Source organism: Nisaea sp., from assembly GCF_040217065.1.
Classification (GTDB): Bacteria; Pseudomonadota; Alphaproteobacteria; order Thalassobaculales; family Thalassobaculaceae; genus Nisaea.
In genome coordinates, this window is the sequence record NZ_JAVJNX010000009.1 from 715753 (window position 1) to 732646 (window position 16894).

At 60.8% G+C, this 16894-nt stretch carries 20 protein-coding genes; 10 read left to right on the forward strand and 10 right to left on the reverse strand.

Going from position 1 to position 16894, the window contains the following annotated elements:
* Positions 1–213: 213 nt before the first annotated feature.
* Positions 214–678 (forward strand): VOC family protein, encoded by a 465-nt coding sequence (locus RH950_RS15720; RefSeq protein WP_350058410.1) that lies wholly within the window; start codon positions 214–216, stop codon positions 676–678.
* Positions 679–828: 150 nt separating this feature from the next.
* Here RH950_RS15720 and RH950_RS15725 read toward each other — a convergent pair whose 3' ends face one another.
* The gene (locus RH950_RS15725) at positions 829–1635 is read right to left on the reverse strand and encodes an enoyl-CoA hydratase/isomerase family protein (RefSeq protein WP_350058412.1); all 807 of its coding nucleotides are present in this window, start codon (positions 1633–1635) and stop codon (positions 829–831) included.
* A gap of 127 nt (positions 1636–1762) precedes the next feature.
* Positions 1763–2470, reverse strand: coding sequence for a S1C family serine protease (locus RH950_RS15730; protein ID WP_350058414.1), 708 nt, complete (start codon positions 2468–2470; stop codon positions 1763–1765).
* 163 nt (positions 2471–2633) lie between these two features.
* Between RH950_RS15730 and RH950_RS15735 the strand changes: the two genes are divergently transcribed.
* From RH950_RS15735 to RH950_RS15745, 3 genes are all read left to right on the forward strand, one after another.
* Complete coding sequence (locus RH950_RS15735; protein WP_350058416.1) at positions 2634–2867, forward strand: hypothetical protein; 234 nt, start codon at positions 2634–2636, stop codon at positions 2865–2867.
* A gap of 291 nt (positions 2868–3158) precedes the next feature.
* Positions 3159–4430 carry a BtaA family protein gene (locus RH950_RS15740; protein ID WP_350058418.1) on the forward strand — a complete coding sequence of 424 codons (1272 nt, stop codon included), beginning with the start codon at positions 3159–3161 and terminating at the stop codon, positions 4428–4430.
* 40 nt (positions 4431–4470) lie between these two features.
* Positions 4471–5130, forward strand: coding sequence for a class I SAM-dependent methyltransferase (locus tag RH950_RS15745; RefSeq protein ID WP_350058420.1), 660 nt, complete (start codon positions 4471–4473; stop codon positions 5128–5130).
* On the opposite strand, the gene RH950_RS15750 is transcribed toward RH950_RS15745, so the two are convergent.
* From RH950_RS15750 to RH950_RS15765, 4 genes are all read right to left on the reverse strand, one after another.
* Positions 5127–5492 carry a response regulator gene (locus RH950_RS15750; RefSeq protein ID WP_350058422.1) on the reverse strand — a complete coding sequence of 122 codons (366 nt, stop codon included), beginning with the start codon at positions 5490–5492 and terminating at the stop codon, positions 5127–5129. The genes RH950_RS15745 and RH950_RS15750 overlap by 4 nt on opposite strands.
* Positions 5493–5602: 110 nt before the next feature.
* On the reverse strand, positions 5603–6187 hold the full coding sequence (locus tag RH950_RS15755; RefSeq protein WP_350058424.1) for a PAS domain-containing protein: 585 nt from the start codon (positions 6185–6187) through the stop codon (positions 5603–5605).
* A 184-nt stretch (positions 6188–6371) separates the two neighbouring features.
* A complete protein-coding gene (locus RH950_RS15760) occupies positions 6372–7253 on the reverse strand; it encodes an NAD(P)-dependent oxidoreductase (protein WP_350058426.1) in 882 nt (293 codons plus the stop codon).
* A 93-nt stretch (positions 7254–7346) separates the two neighbouring features.
* Positions 7347–7826, reverse strand: a complete 480-nt coding sequence (locus tag RH950_RS15765) for a YHS domain-containing (seleno)protein (RefSeq protein WP_350058428.1) — start codon at positions 7824–7826, stop codon at positions 7347–7349.
* Between the two features lie 247 nt (positions 7827–8073).
* Between RH950_RS15765 and RH950_RS15770 the strand changes: the two genes are divergently transcribed.
* Positions 8074–8586, forward strand: a complete 513-nt coding sequence (locus tag RH950_RS15770) for a PAS domain-containing protein (protein ID WP_350058430.1) — start codon at positions 8074–8076, stop codon at positions 8584–8586.
* 57 nt (positions 8587–8643) lie between these two features.
* On the opposite strand, the gene RH950_RS15775 is transcribed toward RH950_RS15770, so the two are convergent.
* Entirely contained in the window at positions 8644–9534 is an 891-nt protein-coding gene (locus RH950_RS15775; protein ID WP_350058432.1) for an MBL fold metallo-hydrolase, read from the reverse strand.
* Between the two features lie 300 nt (positions 9535–9834).
* On the opposite strand from RH950_RS15775, the gene RH950_RS15780 reads away from it, so the two are divergent.
* The 4 genes from RH950_RS15780 to RH950_RS15795 all read left to right on the forward strand — a co-directional run bounded on the left by RH950_RS15780 (position 9835) and on the right by RH950_RS15795 (position 12350).
* The gene (locus RH950_RS15780; RefSeq protein WP_350058434.1) at positions 9835–10218 is read left to right on the forward strand and encodes a hypothetical protein; all 384 of its coding nucleotides are present in this window, start codon (positions 9835–9837) and stop codon (positions 10216–10218) included.
* Between the two features lie 110 nt (positions 10219–10328).
* Entirely contained in the window at positions 10329–10643 is a 315-nt protein-coding gene (locus RH950_RS15785) for an ArsR/SmtB family transcription factor (RefSeq protein ID WP_350058436.1), read from the forward strand.
* Complete coding sequence (locus RH950_RS15790; RefSeq protein ID WP_350058438.1) at positions 10640–11140, forward strand: SRPBCC family protein; 501 nt, start codon at positions 10640–10642, stop codon at positions 11138–11140. Before RH950_RS15785 ends, RH950_RS15790 begins: the two co-directional genes overlap by 4 nt.
* Before the next feature lie 100 nt (positions 11141–11240).
* Positions 11241–12350, forward strand: coding sequence for an aminotransferase class I/II-fold pyridoxal phosphate-dependent enzyme (locus RH950_RS15795; RefSeq protein ID WP_350058440.1), 1110 nt, complete (start codon positions 11241–11243; stop codon positions 12348–12350).
* 12 nt (positions 12351–12362) lie between these two features.
* Here RH950_RS15795 and RH950_RS15800 read toward each other — a convergent pair whose 3' ends face one another.
* A complete protein-coding gene (locus tag RH950_RS15800; RefSeq protein ID WP_350058442.1) occupies positions 12363–13586 on the reverse strand; it encodes an aminotransferase-like domain-containing protein in 1224 nt (407 codons plus the stop codon).
* A gap of 87 nt (positions 13587–13673) precedes the next feature.
* Positions 13674–14528 carry an FkbM family methyltransferase gene (locus tag RH950_RS15805; protein ID WP_350058444.1) on the reverse strand — a complete coding sequence of 285 codons (855 nt, stop codon included), beginning with the start codon at positions 14526–14528 and terminating at the stop codon, positions 13674–13676.
* A gap of 322 nt (positions 14529–14850) precedes the next feature.
* On the opposite strand from RH950_RS15805, the gene RH950_RS15810 reads away from it, so the two are divergent.
* Positions 14851–15450, forward strand: coding sequence for a PAS domain-containing protein (locus RH950_RS15810; protein WP_350058446.1), 600 nt, complete (start codon positions 14851–14853; stop codon positions 15448–15450).
* 114 nt (positions 15451–15564) lie between these two features.
* Here RH950_RS15810 and RH950_RS15815 read toward each other — a convergent pair whose 3' ends face one another.
* Positions 15565–16740 carry a M20 aminoacylase family protein gene (locus RH950_RS15815; protein ID WP_350058448.1) on the reverse strand — a complete coding sequence of 392 codons (1176 nt, stop codon included), beginning with the start codon at positions 16738–16740 and terminating at the stop codon, positions 15565–15567.
* Between the last annotated feature and the right edge of the window lie 154 nt (positions 16741–16894).

Below are 16894 nucleotides of genomic sequence, written 5' to 3' on the forward strand. Positions count from 1 at the left end.
ACTACAGTCATTCCGAACCCTGATCCGGAATCCCGCGGCAGCAATTTCGGCCTGCAACCTTGAAGATCCCTGCCCTGCGGTCGGGACCGCGATAATGGGAAGACAGGGTATTGAAGGCGTGAAGCCGCCTGCCTCCCGACAAAAACCGTCTTGCAGCTTTGGCATCCATTCCTTATTTATCAAGACATCACTTGCTAAATAAGGAATCGCCCGATGATCGTCCCAATCAAGGGCTTGTACGAGGCCCATCTCACCGTCCGCGACCTGGACCGTTCCGTCGCCTTCTACCGGGACGTGCTCGGCCTGCCGCTCGCCCATATCGTGAAGGACCGCAACGTCGCCTTCTTCTGGGTCCCGGCGCCAGAGACGGCGATGCTCGGGCTCTGGGGTGTCGGATCGGCGCCTATGGGGATGAAGCTGCACATTGCCTTCAACGTCGCACTGCAGGATGTCGAGCGCTCGGTCGCGAGACTGAAGGCGGCAGGGCTGACCCCCACCAAGAACGGCGAAGAGCCGATTGACGAGCCGGTGGTGCTGAGCTGGATGCCCGCCGCCAGCGTCTATTTTGACGATCCGGACGGACACTCGCTGGAACTCATCGCAATGCTGCCGGAAGAGCCGCGAAAGATTCCCAGCTTTCTGCCGCTGTCGGAATGGCGGGCGGGCGCGGGGTTGTGAGGCCGACCAGCTTTGGGGGTCATCCCGGCCAGAGAGCCGGGATCTTGTCGAACGCGGGATGGAGCACGGCATCCAAAGATCCCGGATCAGGTCCGGGAAGACGATGTGATTTGGGGATGACGACCATGGAAAATCTGTTTGTAAAGCCCCCTACTTCCCCTTGAACACCGCCTTGCGCTTCTCGTTGAAGGCCCGTACCCCTTCCAGACGGTCCTCGGTCGGGACCATGCGGTTATAGGCCTCGATCTCGAAGGCGTAGCCGCTCTTCAGGTCGAGCTGGGTCGACATGTCGATGGCCTTCTTCACCTGGCGGGTGGAGATCGGCGCGTTGCCGGCGATCTTTTCCGCCGTCGCCAATGCGTCCTCCAGCAGCTTGCCTTCGTCGCACAGCTTGTTGGCCAGGCCCCAGGCCAGCGCGTCCTCCGCATTGAACGGCGTGCCGGTCAGGATGATCTCCTTGGCCCGGCGGACGCCGACCGCGCGCGGCAGGTTCTGGGTGCCGCCCGCCCCCGGCATGATACCAAGGGTGACTTCCGTCAGCGCGAAGCGGGCATTCGGCGCGCAATAGACGAAATCGCAGCACAGCGCGATCTCCAGCCCGCCGGCGAAGGCGGCACCGTTCACCGCGCCGATCATCGGGACCGGGCAATCCATCATCGCCCTGACGGCCTGCTCGAACAGCGCATGCTGCGTCTGCCAGGCCTCGTCCGTCATGTTGTTGCGTTCCTTCAGATCCCCGCCCGCGCAGAAGATCTTCTCTCCCCGCCCGGTGATGACGATGCAGCGCAGGTCGCGCTGGTCGTGATAGAGCGCGGTGAACAGGTCACGGAGATCGAAGCCCATCTGGGTGTTGAGCGCGTTGCCGCGCTCCGGCCGGTCCAGGGTGAGCAGCAGCACATGCTCGGACGGCATCTCGAGGCTCAGGGTTTCGAACGGACCCGGAAGATCGGCGGGCATCGGAATTCCTCCATGTTTTACTTTCGCCCGGTCACGCGACCGGCTGGCGGCATCATCCCGGCTATGACATCCCGGAACAAGCCCGTACCCGGCATCTCTCCCTGTCCGCTTCGGGAGCAACGGAATGCTAACGGAACTCCGCCGGCAGGCTTTTCAGCAACAGTTCCGTCGAGACGGCGAAATTCACCCCGATATCGGAATCCGAGTCCTTGGTGAAGATCGCCGACAGCAGTCCGACCAGCCGGCCGTGCAGATCGACCAGCGCGCCGCCGGACGAGCCCGGATTGACCGAGGCGTCCGTCTGGATGAAGTCCTCCGTGTGATTGAATCCGACGCCGGTCCGCTTGCTCGCCGAGACCACGCCGCAGGTAATGCCGATACCGAGTCCGAAGGCGTTCGAGAGCGCACAGACCGGCGCCCCGGTCTGCGGCCGCGTGTCGGCCAGTGCTATCGGGCGGGTGTCGATGCCGACTGTCAGGAAGGCGATATCCGTTTTCCGGTCCATGGCGAGGATGGTTGCCTCCAGGCGGGTGCCGTCCGGGGTGCGGACATGCACCTCGGTTGCCTTCGAGACGACATGCGCCGCGGTCACCAGCAAGCCAGGGCGCAGGATGGCAACGCCGGTGCCTTCAGGTGCGGTGCCCGCCGGTGCGCCGAAACCGGGCTTCCGGTAACCGGGCCATGTCGGCTCCACCTCGAAGATCGATGGAGCGGCGGTAGCCCATGCGTGCCGCGCATCTGTCTGCGCCCGCGCATCTGTCGCCGGAAGCAGGGCGGAGAGCAGGAACGTGACAGCGAGACAGGCTGCGGCAACAACGCGACCAATATCAGTCATCCAGAACGTCTCCCGCTGGTTGCTCCGGCGATTTTAGCAGAGTGCGTGGCCGCACTCCGGATTGCAGATCCGAAACTCTCTTCGCAGGCATGAAACCCATATTTCAGACACGCCCGCCAACCATGGTAGAATAACCGCTCTCCGGCCGAACAAGGAGCACATCATGAACGACACACCAATGCCGCTGATCCTCGATCTCGTGGAATGGGTCGCCGAGAAACCCCGGCCCTATGACGAAGTGATGGATGCATGGCGGACGTCCTGCCCACGCCTCACTGTCTGGGAAGAAGCCGTCGACCGGGGCCTCGTGGTCCGGCGCTACGTCTCCGGAACCGGCGCCATTGTCGAGGCAAGCCAGAGCGGCAGAGACGCTCTCGTCAGCCACGGCCGCGCCTGACCTCCGATTCGAGTTGCCGTAAACCGGGATTTCCGCGCGCGGTCCTGCAGGCACGGAAAGCTTCATACCCCCGCGATTACAGATCCTCTTGCGCGCTTTCCAACCCAAATTGGGATCGTTCAAAAGTGTTATAATATTTATTATTATCAATAATTTAATAAATTTACTTAATCTAATATATTAACTGAAACCACGATTTCTCCAGCACCCGTCCTCGCCGTGGCGACCCGCATCGGCCGCCCCGGCCGCAACAAAGCTGAAACATGAATCCCGTATGAGGGAGGGCGAGATATGGACCGGTCCGGCGGCATGCGCGCGGAGCCGCGCCATCCGGGAGAGTTCACCCCCATGACCGCCAACAGCCTTCTCACCGACGCAGTCATCAAGAACAGGCAATTGTCGAAGCGCGGCATCCTTGAGCGGATGTTCACGATGGCCTTCAAGGGCTTCGTCTATCCGCAGATCTGGGAAGATCCGGAGGTCGATCTGGAAGCGCTGCAACTCGACGGGAACAGCCGGATCTTCACCATCGCATCGGGCGGCTGCAACATCCTGAACTACCTGACGGAGCAGCCGGCGCATATCCAGGCGGTCGATCTCAATCCGGCCCATGTCGCCCTCACCCGGTTGAAACTGACGGCGCTGGAACAGCTGCCGGATCATGAGACCTTCTTCCGCTTCTTCGGCCATGCGGACGAGCGGGAAAACAAGCGGGTCTATTTCCGAGACCTCGCCCCGCATCTCGACCCGGAGACACGGGCCTACTGGAGCAAGCGCGGCCTGCGCGGCCGACGCATCGACATGTTCACCCGCAATGTCTACGAGTTCGGCCTGCTCGGCCGCTTCATCGGGCTGCTGCATTTCGTGGCCCGGCTGCATGGCAAGAACCCCCGCCATATCCTGCGGGCGGAGACCATGGAGGAACAGCGCACCCTGTTCGAGGACGTGATCGGCCCGGTCTTTGACAGCCGTATCGTCAAGGCGCTCTGCCGGATGCCGGTCTCCTTCTACGGGCTCGGCATTCCGCCGGCCCAGTTCGAGGCGCTCTCCGCCTCTGCCGGCGGCGACATGGCCGGGCTGATGCGCTCCCGCCTGGAGCGGCTGGCCTGCGATTTCTCGATCGACGACAATTACTTCGCCTGGCAGGCTTTCGGGCGGGGCTATGACCGGCAGCACCGCCAGGCCATCCCGCGCTATCTCCGGGACAGCAATCACCAGACCTTGCGGGACAATGCGTCGAAGGTGGATGTCGTCCATGCCTCGATGACCGACTTCCTGGCGGGCTGCGACGCAGAAAGCCGGGACCGCTACATCCTGCTGGATGCCCAGGACTGGATGAACGCGGAGCAGATGACGGCGCTCTGGACAGAGATCCTCCGCACGTCGGCACCGGGCGCCCGGGTCATCTTCCGCACCGCCGGCGAAGAGAGTCCCCTGCCCGGTCGGGTTCCCGCCGAGATCCTCGACCGCTGGGACTATCGGGCCGAACAGTCCCTCGATCTCGCCCGACGCGACCGCTCTTCCATTTATGGAGGCTTCCATCTCTACATCCGCAGAGATTGATCATTCCGGGAAAGATGGCCCCGAGGATGCCGGGGAGAAGATGGACCGGATCTACCGGATCCAGCGGCATTTCTATGATTTGACCCGGAAATACTATCTGCTGGGCCGCGACCGGCTGATCCGGGAGCTGGCACCGACCCCGGGACAGACCGTCTGCGAGATCGGCTGCGGCACCGCCCGCAACCTGGTGAAGATGGCCCGGCGCTACCCGGACTGCCGGTATTTCGGCATCGACGCATCGGCGGAAATGCTTGAGACGGCGGAGGCATCGCTACGCCGGGCGGACCTGGAGCCGAAAGTACGGCTCGGGCTTGCCTTTGCGGAACAGTTCGATCCGGAGGCAACCTTCGATGAGGCGGGCGGTTTCGACCACATCGTATTTTCCTATTCACTCTCCATGATCCCGCCATGGCACGAAGTGCTTGAACAAGCTGTCAGCCGGCTCAAGCCAGGCGGCACATTGCATATTGTAGATTTCGGGGACCAGCGCGGCATGCCCGGCTGGTTCAGGAGGCTGCTGTTCTTTTGGCTCGCCTGGTTCCATGTCGAGCACCGGCCAGGCATCCGACTCTGGGTCGAGCACAAGGCGGAAGACGGCAGTATGATCGTGTCGGCAACGTCACTCGCGGGGCACTATGCCGACCTCTTCCGGCTTCGAAAACCGGGTGCGCCTGTCGATACCGGGAGGTTTCGGCCTTAGGACAGCATCTGTTCGACAACGGCGATCAGGTCCGGCAGCTTGATCGGTTTCCGGACCGCTTCATGGGCGCCGATCATGCGGGCATATTCCAGGATCTGCACGTTGCCAAGCGACCCACCGGTGGACATCGCGATGACCTGAATATCGGGATAGACGTCCCGAATCTCCCGAATGGTCTCGATCCCTTCCTTGCCCGGCATAATGATATCAGAGATCACAATATCGAAACGGGTATGCGCCAGGATCTTGAGCGCCTCGTCGCCTTCTTTCGCGATCTCCACTTCATAACCTCGGTCTCGAAGCACTGCCGACAGCAGGTCTCTGAGGGATTTGTCATCGTCTACGACAAGAATTGATGACATTCGGAACTCCATACGCCGGAGCGCTGGTCACGGTTGAAAATACACTGACTGGAGACTAGCAGGAAAACACGCCATGGTTAACGTTCATCGGCAACGGCATCAAAACGCTTTCAGACAGGCAAGGATTCCTCGACAACAGCACCGGTTTCCAAAGTCACGTAAATATGCTTCTGAAACTCTGGCAGATAGCGTCCGTCCGATTTATTCCGCGGGATGATCTCTTCCGTCGCACCGATTACGCCGTGTCCGGTCTGTCCATCCTCAGATAAAGGCAGCAGGATCCGCTCGCCATGGATCGGGTCGTCAGTTTCCGCATAAAGCCGCCCGTGGATATACAGCACCGCCGGGAAATCGATAACATTCCGGTAGTAGCGATGAACGCGGGGATAATAGTCAGGGTCCGTATTGTCATCGAGATAGTGATTGGAGAGATTGTGGCCAAATCGTTTCGCCACTCTTTCCCCCGTCAACCTGTAGCGAAAGCGGTCCGCTTCGCGCGCATAATCACATAACCAGACGCGCGGCAACACCGGTGCAAACTGGACCGGGTCGATCTGGCGTCGGTCCGGCATCAAGAGCGGGCCTTTGACTGTTCGCCAGTGATCCAACAGAAGGCGCGTGCTCTCTGTACGCAGCCTGCTTGCGATCTCGTCAAGCGCGGCGTCAAGCGGCAACCCTGAGTTTTCACAGGTCATTCTATTGACCGTCCCACCTCAAGACAAAAAAGCTCACGGCGCTTCAACCAGGGCCATCGCTTTCAACGCTGTACATTCCTTTCATTCCTAGCACGAAGCGTCCCGCATGCACCAGATAGAGCGACACCAGAAACGCAGAGTTTTCTGGTGTCGGAACAAATCAGGCATGAATCAGAAATCGTACTCAACGCCGGAAACCGACATCACACCAGTCTTCCCATAATTTCGCCAAAGCCGCGTAGTCCTGGTTGCCCATCCCCTTCGCCTCGGCGATCTCGTAGGGCGTATGCGCCGCAAGGGTGGCGAAAATCGGCACACCAAGCTGTTGAGCGGTTTCCAGGGCCAGAACGGAATCTTTCCGGGCATTGCTGACCGACATGCCGGCCGCGTATTTCCCGTCCTGCATCCGCTCCCCGACCCGGTGGATCAGGGGCCGCAACAGGCCTTCCTCCCGGTTCAGGATTTCGACCAGCGTGTCTGTCGGAATATCAAGCTTGCGCGCCATGGCAAAGGCCTCGATCAGGACCACCATGACCGCATGCATGACACCGTTATTGACCACCTTCGTTCCCATTCCCGCGCCGACGGAACCGAGATCGAATATCCTAGAGGCAACACGCTCGAGAACCGGCCTGGCTGCCGCCTTGTTCGCATCCGAGCCGCCAAGGAAGAACGTGATCTCCCCGGCCGCCATGCTGGCCACCCCGCCGGCGATCGCGGCATCGACATAGCCGATGCCCGCAGCGTCAAGCAATGCGGCAGATTTCTGCGCCGTGTCCGGCGTGACCGTACTGGTCTCGATGACCAGTTCCGGGGGTCCTGACCATCCGGCCAGATCACCGGCCACCGCCAGAGACGCCTCGGGTTTCGGCAGCGACAGCAATATGACCGGTGCGCGGCCTTCGAGGCCCTGCAGAGTCTCGACCACGGTGATGCCAGCATCCATCGCCAACTGCCGGCGTTCCTCTGAACGATCAAACCCCACGACCGGGCCATGCACCAGCAGTGCGGACGCCACCGCCAGCCCTGCGTTTCCTAGTCCGACGATTCCTGTTTCTTCTGCCATCATCTCCCCCTGTGTCACGTTCCGACATGAGGGTAGTGGAGAGGCCCGAGGATGGCGAGACGGCGAAGCATCCTAAATCGGCACTTCAGCATTTCACTTGATGAGAGTCGGCCAGTTCTGGTTTGCCGCCCGGACGTTTCCGGAAATGTCCTGCTCCCAGCGTGTCTGGATATCGGCATTGTAGTTCAGATAGAGCCTGCCATTGACGATCTTCCAGTTCAGGGGGTCTCCCTTGGCTGTGCTCCCCTGCGCCACGGCCCAGGCGCAATAGCCGCCATATTGCGGCGCGTAGCGTTCGGGGTCCTGGCGAAATGCGTCGCGATTATCCGGCGACGCGAAACGCCACTCGGCCCCCATATAGTCGAGCGTGTAATCGGCCGCTCCCTCAACCGGGCGTCCTTCCGCAAAATAGGCAACTGGATCGTATCCATCTACGGCGAGATTCGAGAGGAAGCCCGTATAGACCGGGTCCTCTCCCGCCTTCACCGGTCCCGGAGCGAGCAGGAACAGGAAACCGGCAACGATGCCGGCAGCGAGAAACCGGGACGGCAAGACCAGACTTGAGAACATCATGCACCTCCAGTAACAGGAAATTCGATGCGCGCTGTTGTGCCACGATTTCCATCCGACTCTTCTTCACACCTCTTTCACAATGGCGCGACAGCGAAGGGTCCCGCCTTCCGATCGTGAATACCGAATTGTGCTCCGGGGTCGAACAACCGCTAAAATTGATTCATACTAACCCTTCATCACTCGGCCACGCTTCGACCCAGCAGTCCAAGAAGCGGCCTCCCGCACGCAAATTGGCATGGAGTGAATTATGAATTTGTCAGATGTCGACTCTGACTTTACCGCTGAGGATCTCGCCAGTTACGCACAGCGCGCCATGTATGGCTATTGGCTGGACGCACGCGGCGAAGCGATCCTGCCGCCGAAATCAGCACTGGACCCTGTGGAATTTCCGCGGCAGTCCCTCTCGTCAATCGCCGTGGTGGAGCCGATCGGCGACGGTGACTTCCGGATCCGGATCGTTGGCACAGGAGTCCGGTCGGCCGTCGGCCGGGACGATACCGGTCAACAAGTCAGTCAGATTCCCGGCACCGAAAATGCGTTGGCCCGCCTCCTTCAATGCCGCGACACGGCATCCGCATTCTACACCGGCGGACCGGCCAACTGGGCGAACGGACGGCAGAAATTCTACACGTCCCTGCTGCTTCCGTTCGGTGCCCCGCAGCATGTGGAGCGCATAATGCTTGTGTTCCAGTTCACGCATCACACGCCGGCGAATCTCATGAAACCGATGCCGCAGCTGTTCATGCAGCCGCGGTGCTGAGCGGGACAAAGGGACCCCGCAGCACTGGTCCTGCGGGGCCCGTGTGTCAGAAGAAATCTAGCACCCGGATGTACATTTCCCGGCGCCGTCAAATGTCATGGTGCGGCCGCTCAACGGCAAATGTGCGGAAACTTTCAATGCCTCTATGAACCGGTCCGTCTTGCTTCCCTCAATCAGCTTTCCGCCCTTCGTCGCAACTTCGTTGGCATGCGAGGGAATGACCGAAACCGGCTTGATCAGGTTGTTGACGACAAAGGCGGCCTCGGTCGGCCCGGTGGTGAAGGTATCGCCGATATTTATGACGACAAGCTCCGCACCATACTGCTCCCCGACCACTGTACGCTGCTCCGCCGTCACCCCGGTGTCGCCGGAGAGATATGCAACAAGACCGTTGCTGAAGGTCAGGACATAGCCGGTCGGCGGACCGGCATAGGCCGTCAGCCCCGATGCGTTCAACAACTCACCGAGCCGCCCGCCGATAAAGGCCCCTGACACCCCATTGGAATGAACCGCCGGGACGGTCGTGATGCTGACACCGCCGACCTTGCGGGACGCGCCGAAGCGGACGAGCTGGGATTTTTTCGGATCGCCGCCGAGCGCCTTCAGCTTGCTGGCAAAGAAGCGCGGCATCTCGCTGCCGGTCACGATCAGCGCGGACTTGCCAAGGGCGATGTTCACGCTGTTGGTATTCGGCGCATCCACCTTTGTCATAGCCGGTGCGCCGCATTCGCCGGCATTGACCGCGTCGATATGGCGGTCCCCGACGTGGTCGCCATGCATATGGCTTACCAGCAAGGCATCCACTTGACCCAGCCGCGGGTCATCCACCCCCGCAACCGTCCGCCCTGCATCGTACAGAATACGGGTGCCGTCCGGATCTTCGAACATCATCGCCCGGTCGAAACGGCAGAATTCACCGTCGTGACTGCCAAGCGGGGTTACGTTCACGGTCTGCGCGTCCGCAGCCCCTGTAGATACAACCCCGACCCCAATCAGAGCAATTGCCAGTCCTATGGATCTCACAAGCACCGTTACCTCCCTTGGAAAGATATCTGAAGCCACCCTGTCTTCGGGTCAGCGGGACACGAAGTGGAGCGCAAATCATTCAACCATTCCTGACGGCAGCCACGGACTCCGGATTTCACGGACCGAAATGCAGGCATCGCATACTTGCCTCTTGCGCGATGCGTCCTAACTAATTTTCGTTGAGGGATGCCATGCGGCACAGCAACGCCACGGATACGTCCGATGGAAGCAATTGAGAATGCAGCGATAGTCTCGGTCGGCCGGGCTTCAGGTTTCGCCGCGCTGGCAATCATTTGCATTGTCATGAGCCTCAGCTATGAGCCGCTCGTCGCCGCGCGCGCTGGCTGTATCCTCTGCCTGATCGTCGCCGCCATCCTCTTTCACTATGCGATGCGCGCTCCATTGCGGCCTTATCGGCAAACCGAACTTTGGATCATTCTCGCAAAGGAAGACAGGCCGCCGAAACCGGTCGCGCAGCGCATCATTGGCTCAATCCTGCATCAGACCTATCGAAAGTTCGGCCAGTATGCGGTTCTCTCTGCCCTGATTTTTATGGCCCTATCGATCATCCTGCTGTTTTTCCCGGATTTCAGACTCGGCGCCTGAATGGCATCGTTCGCCATGCGTTTCCCGCCGCATTTAAGTGAACCAGATAGTTGACTAACGAACTTCAACACTGTAAAGTCAACCAATCAGTTCACTAATGGATGTGCGCCATGCCAGCACTCGATCAGACTTTTGCAGCCCTATCAGACGAAACCCGCCGGGCCATTCTGGCGCGCCTGCACGCGGGAGAAGCCGCTCTGTCGGATGTCGCACAACCGTTCGACATGTCCCAGACAGCCGTCTCCAAACATGTCCGCGTCCTTTCCGATGCGGGACTGGTCACGGTCCGCAAACGCGGCCGAACCCGATATTGCGCCTTGAATGCCGGCCCCATGAAAGACGCGGCCGACTGGCTCAATACCTACAGACAGTTCTGGGAGGATGGCTTCAAGAGCCTCGCCCGTTTCCTGGAGGAAAAGAAATGACATTCGCCTATTTGAAATCACCGAACGGCGCCGATCCGATCATTGTCGAGGGCATTTTCCCGGCATCTCCCGAGCGCGTATTCCGGGCCTTCACCACGCCGGAAGATCTGATTCAATGGTTCGGCAGCCACGCGCTGGAAAAGGCGGAGGTCGATCTCAGGGTCGGCGGGAGCTGGACCTTCACGTTTGCCGAGAAAGACGGCGAACGGGACATCCTGCATGGGCAATATGAAGAGATAGAGCCCGGCCATTCCCTGGTTTTCACCTGGCGACACCATAAGGAGACAACGTCGGGAAAAGGCGAGATTTCTCCCGCATCCGAGGTTGCCGTCTATTTCACGGCAGTGGAGGACGGCACACGGGTCCGGCTGATCCATTCGATGGTGGAAAGCGAAGGCTCGCGGCTCAATATCTGCGGCGGCTGGGACGCCTGCTTCGGCGATCTCGCCCGGGTATTGCAGAGCGATGCGCCGGCAGCCACTGCCGCCACCGCCTGAACCAAGGCACCTGGAGAGCAGATCAACTCTCCCTCGTCGCCGTTTGCAGTCGGTGCTAGAGACAATGGCATCGGTGTGCGAATGGCGGCGGGAAGCGGATATGGCGAGACAACGGGGCCTGCAGGAATTCTTCGACGACCCGGCGACAATCGCCACCCGGCACAAGATGAGCGCATCGGCTTCCGAACCTGTCGGCCAGGCCGAGCTTCTCGGGCTTGAGCCGGACGCGGCGGAGCGCTTTGTCAGCCTCGGACTTGACTACCCGGAGCGCTTCGGCCCGTCCGAGCTGCGAACGGCCATCGCGGCAAAATACAGCTCCGTCCCGTTCGACGGCGTGCTGGTCACCAGCGGTCTCGACGAGGGCCTCGCCATGCTCTTTACCGCCCTGATCGAACCGGGAGACCGGGTGATCGTGCTGACGCCCTGCTATCCGCCGCACCTCCTTCTGCCCGCATGGCGCCATGCCGAAATCGTGCCCTGGCCGGCCCGGCCGGAAAACAACTGGGTACCCGATCTCGACGAACTTGCCGGCCTGCTGGCGACACCGGCGAAGGCGGTCCTTACCACCTTCCCGCAGAACCCGACCGGCTTCATGCCGGACGAGGCGTATCTTTCCGCCTTCCTGGCTTTGCTGGAACAGTCCTGCACGATGCTGTTTTCAGATGAAATCTATGCCGGGCTGCCTGACGGCACGGCTGTTCCCAACCTGGCCGACCGATATGATAAGGCCATTTCCCTGCACGGCCTTTCCAAGACCTGCGGACTGCCCGGTCTGCGGTTCGGCTGGCTCGCCGGTCGCGATGCGGAAACCATGGCGGCGGTCAAACAGGTGAAGGACCTCTTCAATTGCTACGTCCCCGCCCCCGTCGCCTTTCTGGCCGGTGTCGCTTTCCGGAACGAGGCAAAGCTGATCCGGCGCAACAGCGATATCCTTAAGACCAACATGGCCGCCACGGAAGATTTCATCTCCCGGCACGGCAATCTGTTCTCCTGGATTCCGCCCGATGCCGGTACCGTCGCCTTTCCGCGCTGGCACGGGCCCGGCGGCACGCAGGCACTGAGCGACCGGCTGGTACGGGAAGCCTCCATCGCGCTGGCGCCGAGCCTGTGTTTCGACGCAGGTGACGATCATGTCCGTTTCGGCCTCTGCCGGCGCACCTTTCCGGAAGGCTTGAAGGCGCTGGAGAGGTTTCTCGCCAGCGCTCTCTGAGCGCCGGTTGTTTCAGGCGTTTGCGATCGTCTTCGGGACGCCGAACTCTTCGCGGCAGACCTCGGCAAGTGCCGCCACGCCCTTCCGGATCGTCTCGATCGGCGGGTTGGCGTAACAGATCCTGATCGCCCGCTTCGCGCCCGGGCCTTCGATCGACCATTCGGCGCCCGGGTTGATCTGAATCCCGTGCTGGGCAGCAACGGCGGCAAGGCGCGACGTATCGACCTCCGCCGGCAGCTTGACCCAGAGGAAGATGCCTCCGGGCGGGGTTTCGAATTCCGCCACAGTGCCGAAATTCTTCTCCATCGCATCGATCAGTGCGTCGCACTTCTGTTTCAGGGTCTTGTTCAGGTCGACAACATGGGACTCGAAATGCGCGTTGCAGAATTCAGCCAGCACCATCTGCTCAAGCGCCCCCGACCCTGCATCGGTCTTGCAGGACAGCAGGCGGGCCATGAACGGCCAGGGGGCGACGATGAAGCCCACGCGAAGCGCCGGAGCGATGGATTTCGAGAAGGAGCCGACGAAGACCACGCGGCCGCTCCTGTCCATGGCATGCAGCGCCGGCGGACGCTGCCCGTCCCAGATCAGGTCCGAGTAACACTCGTCCTCGATCACCGCGACGTCGTACTGCTCCGCCAGCCGCAGCAGTTCCTCGCGGCGCGCCAGCGGCATGATCGAGGCTGTCGGATTCTGCACGGTCGGGATGGTGTAGATGAATTTCGGCTTTTTGCCTTCGGATGCAAGCTTTGCGAGGGTCTCGGCCAGATGATCCATCCGCATGCCCTGGTTATCCAGCGCGATGCCGATCGGCGTGACACCAAGCCTCTGGAACCGGGTCAGGCAGCCGCCATAGGTCGCCTCCTCGATCAGCACGATGTCTCCCGGCGCCAGCATCACCTGGTTGATCAGGTCGAGCCCCTGCAGAGACCCGGATGTGAGCAGGATATCGTCCGCGGTGCAGGTCATGCCCGCATCGCGGCCCAGTTTCGTGGCGAGGAATTCCCGTAACGGGCGATAGCCCTGCGGGCCGCTTTCAAGGCTGTACGTGGCGAGCGTTATCCCCTCGCGCTGCAGAACCCGTGTCGCCGCTTCGACCAGAGCGTCGGTCGGAATGCATTCCGGCGCGTTATGCCCGCCAACGAAATTGAAATCCGGAAAACCGTTCCAGCGCCCCGCCGGAGCCGGCAGGTCCTGCCGCATCACGGCCTCAAAATCAAACCCCAGCGATGTCATCGCGCTTCCCCCAAGCGAAGTGTCTCGAGGATCAGCGTCGCCGGTATCGCCTTCGCGGACAAGTCCCGGTCTTCCTCGGACCATGAACTAGTGAGTTTCCAGTTTCCGCAGATAGGTTTCTCCGCACCGCGTGCCAATCATGGCGTCGCGGGTCAGCAACGCCCGGAGCGCGATATCGAAGGAACTGTACACATCGTGCAGGATCAGGGCGATTTTCAGAAGCTGATCGGCGGTCAGCCGATCGAAACGCGTGAAATCGCGGATGAAAACCGCGTCCGCCCAGAGGAGCTGACTCAAACCTGCATAGGGATTGTTGTCGACAATGAGCGGCTTGACCACCCGGCTGGTCTGGTCGATGAAGCGGTGCAGCACGAATCCCCGCTGCCGCAGGAAAAGATCGACATCGGTGAAAAGCGGCTGGTTTTCGTACATCGGCATGAATTCGACTTCCGACTGGATAACCAGGCAATTGGCAAGCCTCTCGACACCATTGCGAAACACTTCGAGCTCCGCGCCCTGAATGTCGATCTTCAGGAAATCGAGGTTCCCGATCTCCTCGACATCATCCAGGCGAACCGTCTCGATCGTTTCCCGGCCGAGAACTTTTGCCCATTCGTCGAACCCGTGAAAACAGCTCAGAACGGGTATGTTCGGCTCCAGCAGGGACGTCATGCCCGGTGATTGACAGATCCTCAGGCTTTGTTCGGTTCCGTCATAGACGGCATAGGGAAGATAGGTTTCAAAAGCACTTTTCCGCGCCTGAAGCTCGGCCAGCGCTTCAGGACTCGGTTCGAACCCGACCAGGCGGGCCTTCCCGAGATCCAGAAGGTCCTGGTATGGCGGCCTGCCGGCACTGGCGATCGGGTTCGCACCGATATCGACGACATCGACCGTCACGTCGAGATCGAGCAAATCCGTCAGTGACGGTCGCTTAGCACTCATTATGTCTTATGTCCTCGCAATTGACCGCATCCCCGCTTGAGACGGAAAGCTCGCATCTCCGCTCGGGTCCGGCAACAGAAACACTCTTCGGGGCGGACATTCCTGCTGCGGCACATGACAGGCGATCAGCCAGCTTGCCGGACAGCAGGTTGTATTTTCCGGGCATCTCTATAAAATTGTCTCGATTGCCGGTATACTGGACCCCGGCCGGTGCCCTTCGCATGAAACAGAAGCGACTCGAATGAAAAAGGTGTTCCTGGCTATGCAGGCAAACCATCGCATCAGACCGTCAGAGCAAGCCCCCCCCTGAATGAGGTCGATCATGGATCAGATCCGCGACCTGTCAGTTGCGCTGGTCCGCTACGAGAAAACGTCCCAAATCCTAGATCATTGGCTCGAACTGCTGGACGCGGAAGGCGCGGGCACAGTTCCTCCGTTCGATCCCATCGCAGTTCCCGCACTGCTGCCTTTTCTCTATCTGCTGCAACGCGAAGACGATCGGTTGAAGTATCGGGTCTCCGGCGAAGAGGTTAACCGGCTCTTCGAACAGAACCATACCGGCCGCTATCTCGACGAAGTTGTACCCGGAGAAGTCTACGGTCACGTTGCGCCGTTTTTCCTCCGTATTTTCGACCCCAGCGTCTGCATCTTCAGGGGACAGGTCGTCCTGCCGGACCGCGAATTCATGGAGTTTGAGCGGGTCTTGCTTCCGGTCATGCGAAAGGGCGAGATTCAACTGCTCGGAACACTCGCTCTCAGCACCACATCGCCGCTGCGCACGGATGTCGAACCGGCACAGGCGCCAGGACCGGGCTTCCATTTCACCCTGATCGATCTGAAAAGCGGCGCCATAGAGCGCACCCACAAGAATCTGGCACCGCTGGCCCAGAGGTATAAGGCTGTCAACGGCCTCCGCGGATAACCCAGGACACACTTCTGTTCAGGTCCACGAGGCCAGAAGGCCGGCGATCAGCCGCCGGCCTTCCCATGCCTGGCGATCGGCCTCGCTGTGGTTTGTGGTGACTGCGCGGCCTGGTCAGCTGGCGCGCGGCAGTTCCGCCTCGACCAGGGCCGCCCACAGGCTCGCGCCCGTGGTCAGGGTCTCGTCGTTGAAGTCATACTCCGGGTGGTGCACCGAGTGGGTGTGGGTCTCGTCCCCGCCGCCGAGGAAGATATAGGCGCCCGGACGCTCTTCCAGCATGAAGGAGAAATCCTCGCTGCCCATCAGGGCCTCGGTTTCCGGATCGACCGCCTCCATGCCGACGACGCTGGCCGCGGCGGAGATGATCCGCTCGACCTGGGCATCATGGTTCGACGTGACCGGATAACCCTCACGATAGACGCACTCGATCTCGATCCCGTTGGCCAGGGCCAGACCTTCGCAGAGCTTCTGGAACTTCTCCTTGATCAGCGCCTGGACCTCCTTGGTCATGGTGCGGACCGAGGCATTCAGAACGGCTTCGCCCGGAATGACATTGTTCGCCGTGCCGGCATGAAACTGGGTGATGCTGACCACGGCGGTATCGAACGGGTTGATCGAGCGGGACACAAAGGTCTGCGCCGCCTGGTAGATCTGCGTGCCGATGGCGATCGGGTCGATCGCAAGGTGCGGCATGGCCGCATGACCGCCGCGGGCCTTGATGGTGATGGTGACGCCGTCGGCGCCGGCCATCAGCGGGCCCTTGCGGATACCGAAAGTGTTCTTCGGAAGCTGCGGCATGTTGTGCAGACCGTAGACCGCATCACACGGAAAGCGCTCGAACAGACCGTCCTCGATCATCGCCCGGGCACCGGCGCCGCCTTCTTCGGCAGGCTGGAAGTAGAGATTGACGATGCCATCGAAGTTCCGGGTTTCGGCCAGATATTTTGCCGCGCCGAGCAAGGTGGACGTGTGGCCGTCATGGCCGCAGGCATGCATCTTTCCGGGAACGGTCGACTTGTATTCCGGGCTGGAGATCTCCTGCATCGGCAGGGCATCCATATCCGCCCGGATACCGATGGCGCCGGTGCCCGAACCGTTTCCCCTGATCACGCCGACCACACCGGTCTTGCCGATGCCCTCGTGGGTCTCGATGCCCCAGGAGCGCAGTTTCTCAGCAACGATACCTGCCGTCCGCGTCTCTTCGTAGCAGAGCTCGGGATGCATATGGAAATCATGGCGCCATTCGCGCATCTCGCCTTCAAACTCGGCAATACGGTTCTTGATCGGCATCTCACCCTGTCCCTTTCGGTTTCCCATCGCGGCGCCTGGCCTTGAGCCTGCATCCGAAACCTGCCGCGCCTATCTGTCTTGTGTGATGCTTCCGGAGCACGCGGGAACGCGCCGCCTGTCCGGAAGGTTCTTCGGATGTTTGACCTGAAACAAC

Excerpts from the sequence above, each read along its gene's own strand:
- RH950_RS15720 (WP_350058410.1), top strand. The coding sequence starts at position 214 with ATGATCGTCCCAATCAAGGGCTTGTACGAGGCCCATCTCACCGTCCGC.
- RH950_RS15725 (WP_350058412.1), bottom strand. The coding sequence starts at position 1,635 with ATGCCCGCCGATCTTCCGGGTCCGTTCGAAACCCTGAGCCTCGAGATG.
- RH950_RS15730 (WP_350058414.1), bottom strand. The coding sequence starts at position 2,470 with ATGACTGATATTGGTCGCGTTGTTGCCGCAGCCTGTCTCGCTGTCACG.
- RH950_RS15735 (WP_350058416.1), top strand. The coding sequence starts at position 2,634 with ATGAACGACACACCAATGCCGCTGATCCTCGATCTCGTGGAATGGGTC.
- RH950_RS15740 (WP_350058418.1), top strand. The coding sequence starts at position 3,159 with ATGGACCGGTCCGGCGGCATGCGCGCGGAGCCGCGCCATCCGGGAGAG.
- RH950_RS15745 (WP_350058420.1), top strand. The coding sequence starts at position 4,471 with ATGGACCGGATCTACCGGATCCAGCGGCATTTCTATGATTTGACCCGG.
- RH950_RS15750 (WP_350058422.1), bottom strand. The coding sequence starts at position 5,492 with ATGTCATCAATTCTTGTCGTAGACGATGACAAATCCCTCAGAGACCTG.
- RH950_RS15755 (WP_350058424.1), bottom strand. The coding sequence starts at position 6,187 with ATGACCTGTGAAAACTCAGGGTTGCCGCTTGACGCCGCGCTTGACGAG.
- RH950_RS15760 (WP_350058426.1), bottom strand. The coding sequence starts at position 7,253 with ATGGCAGAAGAAACAGGAATCGTCGGACTAGGAAACGCAGGGCTGGCG.
- RH950_RS15765 (WP_350058428.1), bottom strand. The coding sequence starts at position 7,826 with ATGATGTTCTCAAGTCTGGTCTTGCCGTCCCGGTTTCTCGCTGCCGGC.
- RH950_RS15770 (WP_350058430.1), top strand. The coding sequence starts at position 8,074 with ATGAATTTGTCAGATGTCGACTCTGACTTTACCGCTGAGGATCTCGCC.
- RH950_RS15780 (WP_350058434.1), top strand. The coding sequence starts at position 9,835 with ATGGAAGCAATTGAGAATGCAGCGATAGTCTCGGTCGGCCGGGCTTCA.
- RH950_RS15785 (WP_350058436.1), top strand. The coding sequence starts at position 10,329 with ATGCCAGCACTCGATCAGACTTTTGCAGCCCTATCAGACGAAACCCGC.
- RH950_RS15790 (WP_350058438.1), top strand. The coding sequence starts at position 10,640 with ATGACATTCGCCTATTTGAAATCACCGAACGGCGCCGATCCGATCATT.
- RH950_RS15795 (WP_350058440.1), top strand. The coding sequence starts at position 11,241 with ATGGCGAGACAACGGGGCCTGCAGGAATTCTTCGACGACCCGGCGACA.
- RH950_RS15800 (WP_350058442.1), bottom strand. The coding sequence starts at position 13,586 with ATGACATCGCTGGGGTTTGATTTTGAGGCCGTGATGCGGCAGGACCTG.
- RH950_RS15805 (WP_350058444.1), bottom strand. The coding sequence starts at position 14,528 with ATGAGTGCTAAGCGACCGTCACTGACGGATTTGCTCGATCTCGACGTG.
- RH950_RS15810 (WP_350058446.1), top strand. The coding sequence starts at position 14,851 with ATGGATCAGATCCGCGACCTGTCAGTTGCGCTGGTCCGCTACGAGAAA.
- RH950_RS15815 (WP_350058448.1), bottom strand. The coding sequence starts at position 16,740 with ATGCCGATCAAGAACCGTATTGCCGAGTTTGAAGGCGAGATGCGCGAA.